Raw genomic sequence first — 8,915 nt, 5'->3', positions numbered from 1 at the left:
TCTGGAGGCCGGCGTGGTTTGCATTCCGGGTACCTGGTTCGGTCCGGGAGGCGAAAATCACCTTCGGTTAAACGTGGGCTGTACCAGAGCTATTCTGCAAAAAGCGCTTCTAAAAATGGAGCAGGCCATTCGAATGTGAAAATATACGGAATTATAGGAGAGAGTCTGCCTGAGGGCAGGCTCTTTTTGTGATTCCATCTTGATAATTTGGGTGCCATGTGATAGGATATTATCGATACTGTGTTGCAAAAAATAAAACAGATTGAGATAGAAGGAGGTACCGGATGTCAGCTATTTTGTTCAGCCTGTTGGAGAATGGGCTTAAGTTTGTGTTGTTTATCGGGATTGCCTGGGCGGGAATCGTCTGCGGGAAGAAATTCCGGGATTCGAGAGATGCCAAAAATGCAGGCGCATCCATCGAAAAGAAATAAGATAGAACCTGGCCCGGTACGGGCAGGATAACGGAGGACAGATTTGTGAAGAAGTACGGCGTGAATGAACTGAGGAAAATGTTTCTGGAGTTTTTTGAGAGCAAGGGCCATCTGGCCATGAAGAGCTTTTCCCTGGTTCCCCATAACGACAACAGTTTACTGTTAATCAACTCAGGCATGGCGCCTTTAAAGCCATATTTTACGGGACAGGAGATACCACCGAGGAAGCGGGTGACCACCTGCCAGAAATGTATCCGTACCGGTGATATCGAGAACATCGGTAAGACGGCCCGCCACGGCACCTTTTTTGAGATGCTGGGCAACTTTTCTTTCGGGGATTACTTTAAGACCGAGGCCATCCAGTGGTCCTGGGAGTTTTTGACGGAGGTGGTTGGTCTCGACCCAGACCGTCTCTATCCTTCCATCTACCTGGATGATGATGAGGCATTTGAGATATGGAACAAGGTGATTGGCATTCCTGCGGAGCGGATATTCCGGTTCGGCAAGGAGGACAACTTCTGGGAGCACGGCGCAGGTCCCTGCGGCCCATGTTCTGAGATTTACTACGACAGAGGCGAGAAGTACGGCTGTGGCAAACCGGGCTGTACCGTCGGCTGTGAGTGCGACCGCTATATGGAAATCTGGAACAACGTGTTCACCCAGTTTGAGAGTGACGGGAAGGGCAATTACACGGAGTTGTCCCAGAAGAATATTGATACCGGCATGGGTCTGGAGCGTCTGGCCGTGGCAGTGCAGGAGGTGGACTCCCTGTTTACGGTGGACACCAACAAGGCCATGATGGACGCGGTCTGTGAGCTGGCTCACACCACTTACCAGTCGGACGAGAAGAAGGATGTGTCCCTGCGGATTATCGCGGACCATGTGAAGTCCTGTACCTTTATGATATCCGACGGCATTATGCCGTCTAATGAGGGGCGCGGCTATGTACTCCGCCGTCTGCTTCGCCGGGCGGTGCGCCACGGAAGAATCCTTGGTATCGAGGGCAAGTTTATGGAGAAGCTGAGCCGGGTGGCGATTGAACTTTCCAAGGACGGATATCCGGAGCTGGAAGAGAAGCAGGCCATGATTTTGAAGGTAATCTCCGAGGAGGAGGACAAGTTCAACAAGACCATCGACCAGGGTATGGCGATTCTCTCCGAGCTGGAGGAGAAGATGAGCGCCGATGGCAGAACGGTTCTCTCCGGGGAGGATGCATTTAAACTTTATGACACCTACGGATTCCCGCTGGATTTGACCATTGAGATTCTGGAGGAGAAGAATTTTACCGTGGATGAAGAGGGCTTTAAGGCGTGCATGAAGGAGCAGAGAGAGAAGGCCCGTGCCGCCAGAAAGACCACCAACTATATGGGAGCCGATGTGACGGTATATCAGTCAATCGACCCATCCATCACCACGACATTTGTGGGCTACGACAGACTGGTGCATGATTCCAAGATTACGGTTCTGACTACGGAGACGGATTTGGTTCAGGCGCTGACTGACGGGGAGAGCGGAACGATTATCGTGGAGGAGACTCCATTTTACGGCACCATGGGCGGCCAGCAGGCCGATACCGGTGTGATTGTAAACGGCAATGGCGAATTCCAGGTGGAGGATACCATCCACCTTCAGGGCGGCAAGGTCGGCCATGTGGGACGTATGGTAAAAGGCATGTTCCAGGTGGGAGATACCGTGACCCTTAAGGTATGTGAGGAGAACCGTCTTTCCACCGGCAAGAACCACAGCGCCACCCATCTGCTTCAGAAAGCGCTACGTCTGGTACTGGGCGAGCACGTGGAGCAGGCTGGTTCCTATGTGGACAGAGGAAGACTCCGGTTTGACTTCACTCATTTCTCCGCCATGACACCGGAGGAGATTGCAAAGGTGGAAGAGCTTGTGAACCGGGAGATCAAGGAATCCCTGCCGGTAGTGACCCAGGAGATGAGTCTGGACGAGGCGAAGAAGTCCGGCGCCATGGCTCTGTTTGGCGAGAAGTACGGCGAGAAGGTCCGCGTGGTGAAGATGGGGGATTTCTCCACCGAGCTGTGCGGCGGTACCCATGTGGCCAACACCGGGGTGATCGGGGCCTTCAAGATTCTGTCTGAGACCGGCATCGCGGCCGGTGTCCGCCGAATCGAGGCGCTGACCGGGGACGGTCTGATGGCTTACTATCAGAATGTGGAGACGGAGCTTCACGAGGCGGTGAAAGCGGCCAAGACGACTCCGGCGGAGTTAAAGAACAAGATTGAGTCCATGCTGGAGGAGATTCGTGCCCTCCACTCGGAGAATGAGAAGTTAAAGAGCAAATTGGCCAACAATTCCATGGGAGATGTGATGAATCAGGTTGTGGAAGTGAAGGGGGTCAAGGTGCTTGCCGTGAAGGTGGCTGATGTGGATATGAACGGCCTCAGAAATTTAGGCGACCAGCTGAAAGAGAAGCTGGGAGAGGGCGTGGTAGTCATCGCGTCCGTGCTGGATGGCAAAGTGAACCTGATGGCAGCCGCCACGGAGGAAGCCCAGAAGAAGGGCGCTCATGCAGGCAATTTAATCAAGGCTATCGCAGGGTTAGTAGGCGGTGGCGGCGGCGGTCGTCCAAATATGGCACAGGCCGGCGGCAAGAACCCGGCAGGCGTGGAGGACGCTCTGGCGAAGGTGAAAGATGTGATAAACGAACAAATAAGATAAAGTTGATGCCAAAAGGAAAAACAACGATTTGTTTTTCCTTTTGGTTTGTTTAAGGAGCAGAGATGATTGTCCATAAAGGTTCTAAGAAGGAAATGACTACCCCAAATACGGCTGTCTTGTGGGGACAGCGTGTCAGTATCGTCAGCACGGCGATTCTCATCCTGCTGATGTTTAGTTATCTTATTATGAGTATCAGAAATTCTTCCAGCCTGGCCAAGCAGACGGAGATTATTTCAGGTCATCCATTTGAGGTGGTGAACTCGATTGGCGATATCAAGCTGAATATATCAGAGATGCGTCTTCGCACAGAGCGGATGCAGAGACACCGCTCTGCGGAGGACGTGGCAATTGCCAGGAATGCGCTGAAGAATATCTATCTGTCGCTGGAGGAACCTCTTTTCCGGGTGGAGGACCTGTATCTGGGGGATCTGGAGGATATCCGGGCTCTAAACGGTACGCTGGAACTTCTGCGAACGGAGCAGGATGTATTTTTTGAGTTTGCCTTGCGTCCGGGTCTCACCGATAAGGAGATCGAGGGGTACGAGCAGGAGCATTTGCAGCCCCTTTATGACAAGGCGCTTGCGCAGGCGGAAGGGATTATTGCCGTGGCTCAGGCGAAGAAGGTGGGCTATGGTGAGACGGCCGAGCGGCTGAGACGCTCCAATCTGATTGGCTCCATTCTGTTAATGGGGCTGATGGTAGGCGTTCTGCTGGTCTCCCAGTATGTGCTTTTTCGTCAGCGAAAAGAGCTTATCTGGCGAAACCTGCTCTTTGACAAGCTGTCGCTGAGCATTGACGATGCCTTCATCATCCGGGATGCCAACACCAATGAGATTAACTACCGGGGGCTTAACATCGAGCGGGTGTTGGGAACAACGGTTCCGGATGTGGAGAGCCTTTATGCGGGACTGAAACCGGAGGATGCCAGAGTCTTCCGGGAAGAAATCAGGGGGATGAAGTTTGTCTCCCCGTTCGAGCGCCTGGTGGAGTACAAGAAACCGAATGGGGACTGGCGCTGGATGTTAATCCGGGTTTACCGGGTGGAGGACAGCAGTTCGCCCCAATTGATAACCGTATTTTCGGACAGGACCGAGGAGGTTTTATCCCGTCAGGTCTTACAGGACGCCATGCTGACGGCCGAGCGGAGCAATACGGCGAAAAGCGATTTTCTCTCCCGCATGAGCCACGAGATCCGGACGCCGCTCAACGCCATCATCGGTATGACAGCTATCGCGGCGGCATCCATCCGGGATACCACCAGGGTGGAGGACTGTCTCTCCAAGATTACGTTTTCGTCCAAACATCTGCTGATGCTGATCAACGATGTGCTGGATATGTCCAAAATCGAGAGCAGCAAGATGGTACTCCAGGAGGAGCCCTTTGATATCTATGAGATGGTCAATGGGTTTGTCTCTACGGTCTATGCACAGGCCAAGGCCAAGGGGATTCATTTTGAGGAGAGTATGGAGGGCTTTGGGGAGGACACGGTCTTTATCGGGGACTCCCTGCGGCTGAACCAGATACTTTTGAACTTAAGCTCCAACGCGGTGAAATTTACACCGCCGGGTGGAAGCATCCGCCTGCATGTGTCCCACCTTGTGGCCGGTGGGAAGACGGATATGCTTCGTTTTGTCATTTCGGATACGGGGATTGGGATGACAAAGGAGGCGCTGGAACGCATTTTCCGGCCCTTTGAGCAGGCGGATCCCTCCATCACCAAGCGCTATGGCGGTACCGGGCTCGGCATGTCTATCACAAAGAATCTGGCGGCTCTGATGGGCGGTGAAATCCGCGTGGAGAGCGAGCCGGACGCAGGGACTACCTGCACGGTAGACCTGCCGTTTAAACGGGGCGTGGAGCGTGACATGATAGAGCCTGACTTTGCACAGATGGGCCTCAGCGCGCTGGTGGTGGACGATGACCAGCAGGCGTGTGAGCAGGCCGCTATTCTGATGAAGAAAATTAAAATTGACGCGAACTGGTGTCTTTCCGGCACGGAAGCATTACAGCAGGTGAAGGAGCGGCACCACAGGGGCTGTGACTTTGATTTCTGTCTGATTGACTGGAAAATGCCGGACATGGACGGGATCGAGATTACCCGCCGCATCCGCCGGGAGGTGGGCAATGACCTTCCTATTGTGATGATATCCGCTTACGACATCACGGAGGTGGAGGAGGAGGCCAGGGCAGTCGGCGTCAATGGATTTCTGGCGAAGCCGCTGTACCGCTCCTCGGTCTATGCCGCCATCAAGGAGGCACTGGAAGACCGGCATCCGGTGGAGGGAGAATACCGGCCGGAGGCGGAGAAGCCGCTGGAAGGCTTCCGTCTGCTGGTGGCGGAGGACAATGCCATCAACCAGGAGATTGCGGCAACGCTGCTGCAGATGAACGGCGCCACGGTGGACTGCGTCGACGATGGACGCCAGGCGGTGGAGAGATTTCTGGCTTCCGGGCCTGGGGACTACGATGCCATTTTGATGGATGTCCAGATGCCGGTGATGGACGGACACGAGGCCGCAAGGCAGATTCGGACCTCCGCCCACCCGCTGGCCCACAAAATCCCCATCATCGCGACCACGGCCAATGCGTTTCATGAGGATATCTCCGCCGCCCTGGCGGCCGGAATGAACGCCCATGTCAGCAAGCCGTTGGATATTCACCAGCTCTGCAGCGTTCTATCCAACTGCATCAGCGAGTCTGGGTTGAGGGAACGAAAATGCGACCCCAGTGGCTCTGTATTTAAGCCTGATATGAAGGAAGGATGACACTTTTTTGGAAAAAAATACAAAGTAAACGCAAAAAACCTGTTGACGTATAAAGATTTTATGCTATAATCATAACAGTGCTATAAAAATACCCAAACAGTTGTATTTACGCACAAGTACACAACTGGAGGGAGGTTAGGTGTGAGCTATGTCAAACGTAATTGTTAAAGATAATGAGACATTAGACAGCGCTTTACGCAGATTCAAAAGAAACTGTGCAAAGGCTGGTATTCAGCAGGAGATTCGTAAGAGAGAGCATTACGAAAAACCAAGCGTAAGACGTAAGAAAAAGTCTGAAGCTGCTAGAAAACGCAAATTTAACTAATGCAATGTAAGTAATTGAATGAACAGTAAGAATCCTCAACTGAGATATCGGTTGAGGATTTTTTATCGTTCCAAGAATCTCAAGCTGCCGGCCTCTTTTATTTTCTTGCATGACAAAAGCCGTTTCCTGCATATACTGATAATAACTCCACGGAGAAAGTGTGATATCATGCAGGAACATGCCAGGGAAGCGGTGGTTTCCGCCCTGAAACTTCCCAAAGATGTGATGATGGGCGAGGTCCTCTTATCCTTTATCGGCCGTCAGGCCGTGCTCATAGAAAATTACCGTTCCATCGTTCTGTACACGGACACACTGGTGAAACTCCAGGCCAGAAACTGCCGGGTTCTGATACACGGGGCCAGGCTTACCATAGAATACTATACCAGTGATGAGATGCGAATCGCAGGCTTCATTCAGTCCGTGGAATTCGAGAGCAGTTGACAGGGAAAAGTAGAAAAGGTGGCAGATGATATGGCGTGGCTTTTACATAACTGGTATGGATACTTACGGATACGGCTGAGCGGCTATTCCCCCGAGCGGTTTTTAAACCTGTGCAGCGCAGGCGGGATTGAAATCTGGAATCTCCAGTACAAGAACGGTACCTACGAATTCTATATGACCTTAAAGGGATACCGCTCCTGCAAGGCCCAGGTGCGAAAGGCGAAGGTCCGGCTGAGAATCTTGAAGAAGTTGGGACTTCCTTTTTTTTTATACAAAAACAGAAAACGGAAATTGATGTTCGCCGGGTTTTTCTCCTTTTTTTATTCTGCTCTATGTCATGTCCCTGTTTATCTGGGACATCAGCTTTGACGGCAATTACCGGTACACGGACGAGGTGCTGACCGGCTATTTTAAGGAGCAGAACGTCCGCTACGGGATGTACAAAAAGCGCATCTCCTGCGACGACATCGAGGCCGGCATCCGCAATCAGTTCCCGGAGATCACCTGGGTGTCCGCCCGGGTATCGGGAACGAGACTTCTGGTTAAGATAAAGGAAAATGAGGTTCTCTCCAGCATTCCGCCAAAAGATGACTCCCCCTGCGATTTGGTGGCCGCCAGGGCCGGAACCATCACAAAGATGATTGTCCGACGTGGCGTTCCCCAGGTCAAAATCGGCGACACCGTGGAAGCCGGACAGCTTCTGGTGGCCTCCGGCGTCCCCATCACCAACGACGCCGAGGAGCTGGTGCGGACGGATTACGTCCATGCGGAGGCAGATATCTATGCCAAAACGGAGTATCACTATACCAATCGTATCAATTCTCTCCACCAGGTGAAGGCAAAGACCGGGAAAAAGAAGCATGGATACTATCTGAAAGCCCTGGATTACAATCTGACCCTCCTTCTGCCTTCTAAGCGGGACAGTCTCTGGCAGTACACCATGGAGGAGCGCCAGCTGAAAATCTTTGAGGACTTTTATCTCCCGTTTTATCTGGGAAAGATAGACGGGGAGGAGTATGTCACCTACGAGCGGTTCTACACGGAAGAGGAGAAGAATCAGCTGGCGGAGAGGGCCCAGAGTCAGTATCTGGAAAATTTAATGGAAAAAGGGGTTCAAATTATTGAAAATAATGTTAAAATACTAGATAATGAATCTGTCCTGACCATTGAGGGTAATGTAACCGCAGAGGAGTTAATCGGACAGACAAAGGCGACAACGGAGACCGAAGGAGAACAGATACCAGATGAGCGTAGTGGAAACGATGATTGATATACCCGCGGAGCATGAAAAAAATGTCTGCGGCCAGTTTGATGAATATCTGAAGAAAATAGAGAGAACGCTTCACGTCACCATGATCAGCCGTGACGGGGCGTTAAAGATTATCGGGCCGGAGGATACCATCCAGAAGGCCAAAAGCGTCTTCAACAACCTGATAGAACTTTCCAAACGGGGAAATGCCATCACCCAGCAGAATGTGGATTATGCGCTGTCGTTGTCATTTTCGGAGAAGGACCATCAGATTCTGGAGATTGACAAGGACATTATCTGCCGGACCATCAACGGCAAGCCGGTGAAGCCAAAGACCATGGGGCAGAAGCACTATGTGGATTCCATCCGGAAGAAGATGATCGTCTTCGGCATCGGCCCGGCAGGTACCGGCAAGACCTACCTTGCCATGGCCATGGCGATTCAGGCGTTCAAGGACGGGGAGGTGAACCGGATTATTCTCACCAGACCGGCCATCGAGGCGGGGGAGAAGCTGGGCTTCCTGCCAGGAGATCTGCAGAGCAAGATTGATCCTTATCTGCGGCCTCTCTACGACGCTTTGTATCAAATCATGGGGGCGGAGAGTTATCTGCACAACTCGGAGAAGGGGCTTATTGAGGTGGCGCCTCTGGCCTACATGAGAGGTCGGACCCTGGACAATGCCTACATCATCCTGGATGAGGCGCAGAATACCACGCCGGCCCAGATGAAGATGTTTTTAACCCGTATCGGCTTCGGCTCCAAGGTAATTGTCACCGGGGACCAGACCCAGAAGGATTTGCCGGGAGGCGTGACATCGGGTCTTGATATGGCGGTGAAGGTGTTGAAACGGGTGGACGATATCGGGTTCTGCTACCTGACAAGCAGTGACGTGGTGCGCCATCCGCTGGTACAGAAGATTGTACAGGCCTACGATGATTACGAGATGAAGGCGAAACGAAACGCGGACAAAGGCGGAAGAAGCCGGGGCAATAGCCGGGACAGATAGAGAAATACGGACG

General features: G+C 52.4%; 8 protein-coding genes. All 8 read left to right on the top strand.

Features of this window, described 5'->3' with window-relative positions; genetic code table 11:
* Window positions 1–284 precede the first annotated feature (284 nt).
* Entirely contained in the window at window positions 285–431 is a 147-nt protein-coding gene (locus HMPREF9473_RS27735; RefSeq protein ID WP_006780613.1) for a hypothetical protein, read from the top strand.
* Window positions 432–509: 78 nt separating this feature from the next.
* Complete coding sequence (gene alaS, locus HMPREF9473_RS13140; protein ID WP_050810066.1) at window positions 510–3,116, top strand: alanine--tRNA ligase; 2,607 nt, start codon at window positions 510–512, stop codon at window positions 3,114–3,116.
* A gap of 92 nt (window positions 3,117–3,208) precedes the next feature.
* A complete protein-coding gene (locus HMPREF9473_RS13135; RefSeq protein ID WP_138670094.1) occupies window positions 3,209–5,881 on the top strand; it encodes a hybrid sensor histidine kinase/response regulator in 2,673 nt (890 codons plus the stop codon).
* Between the two features lie 148 nt (window positions 5,882–6,029).
* Complete coding sequence (gene rpsU / locus HMPREF9473_RS13130) at window positions 6,030–6,206, top strand: 30S ribosomal protein S21 (protein WP_004613829.1); 177 nt, start codon at window positions 6,030–6,032, stop codon at window positions 6,204–6,206.
* Between the two features lie 168 nt (window positions 6,207–6,374).
* Entirely contained in the window at window positions 6,375–6,647 is a 273-nt protein-coding gene (locus tag HMPREF9473_RS13125; protein WP_006780610.1) for a YabP/YqfC family sporulation protein, read from the top strand.
* Between the two features lie 30 nt (window positions 6,648–6,677).
* Window positions 6,678–7,016 carry a sporulation protein YqfD gene (locus HMPREF9473_RS28180; RefSeq protein WP_006780609.1) on the top strand — a complete coding sequence of 113 codons (339 nt, stop codon included), beginning with the start codon at window positions 6,678–6,680 and terminating at the stop codon, window positions 7,014–7,016.
* A complete protein-coding gene (locus HMPREF9473_RS13120) occupies window positions 6,985–7,917 on the top strand; it encodes a sporulation protein YqfD (protein WP_006780608.1) in 933 nt (310 codons plus the stop codon). Before HMPREF9473_RS28180 ends, HMPREF9473_RS13120 begins: the two co-directional genes overlap by 32 nt.
* Window positions 7,892–8,902, top strand: coding sequence for a PhoH family protein (locus HMPREF9473_RS13115; RefSeq protein ID WP_006780607.1), 1,011 nt, complete (start codon window positions 7,892–7,894; stop codon window positions 8,900–8,902). Before HMPREF9473_RS13120 ends, HMPREF9473_RS13115 begins: the two co-directional genes overlap by 26 nt.
* The last annotated feature ends 13 nt before the right edge of the window (window positions 8,903–8,915 follow it).

Origin of the sequence: Hungatella hathewayi WAL-18680 (genome assembly GCF_000235505.1) — a bacterium.
Classification (GTDB): domain Bacteria; phylum Bacillota; class Clostridia; order Lachnospirales; family Lachnospiraceae; genus Hungatella_A; species Hungatella_A hathewayi_A.
The sequence above is the reverse complement of the archived record's forward strand: the minus strand, read 5'-3'. Positions and strand labels throughout refer to the sequence as shown.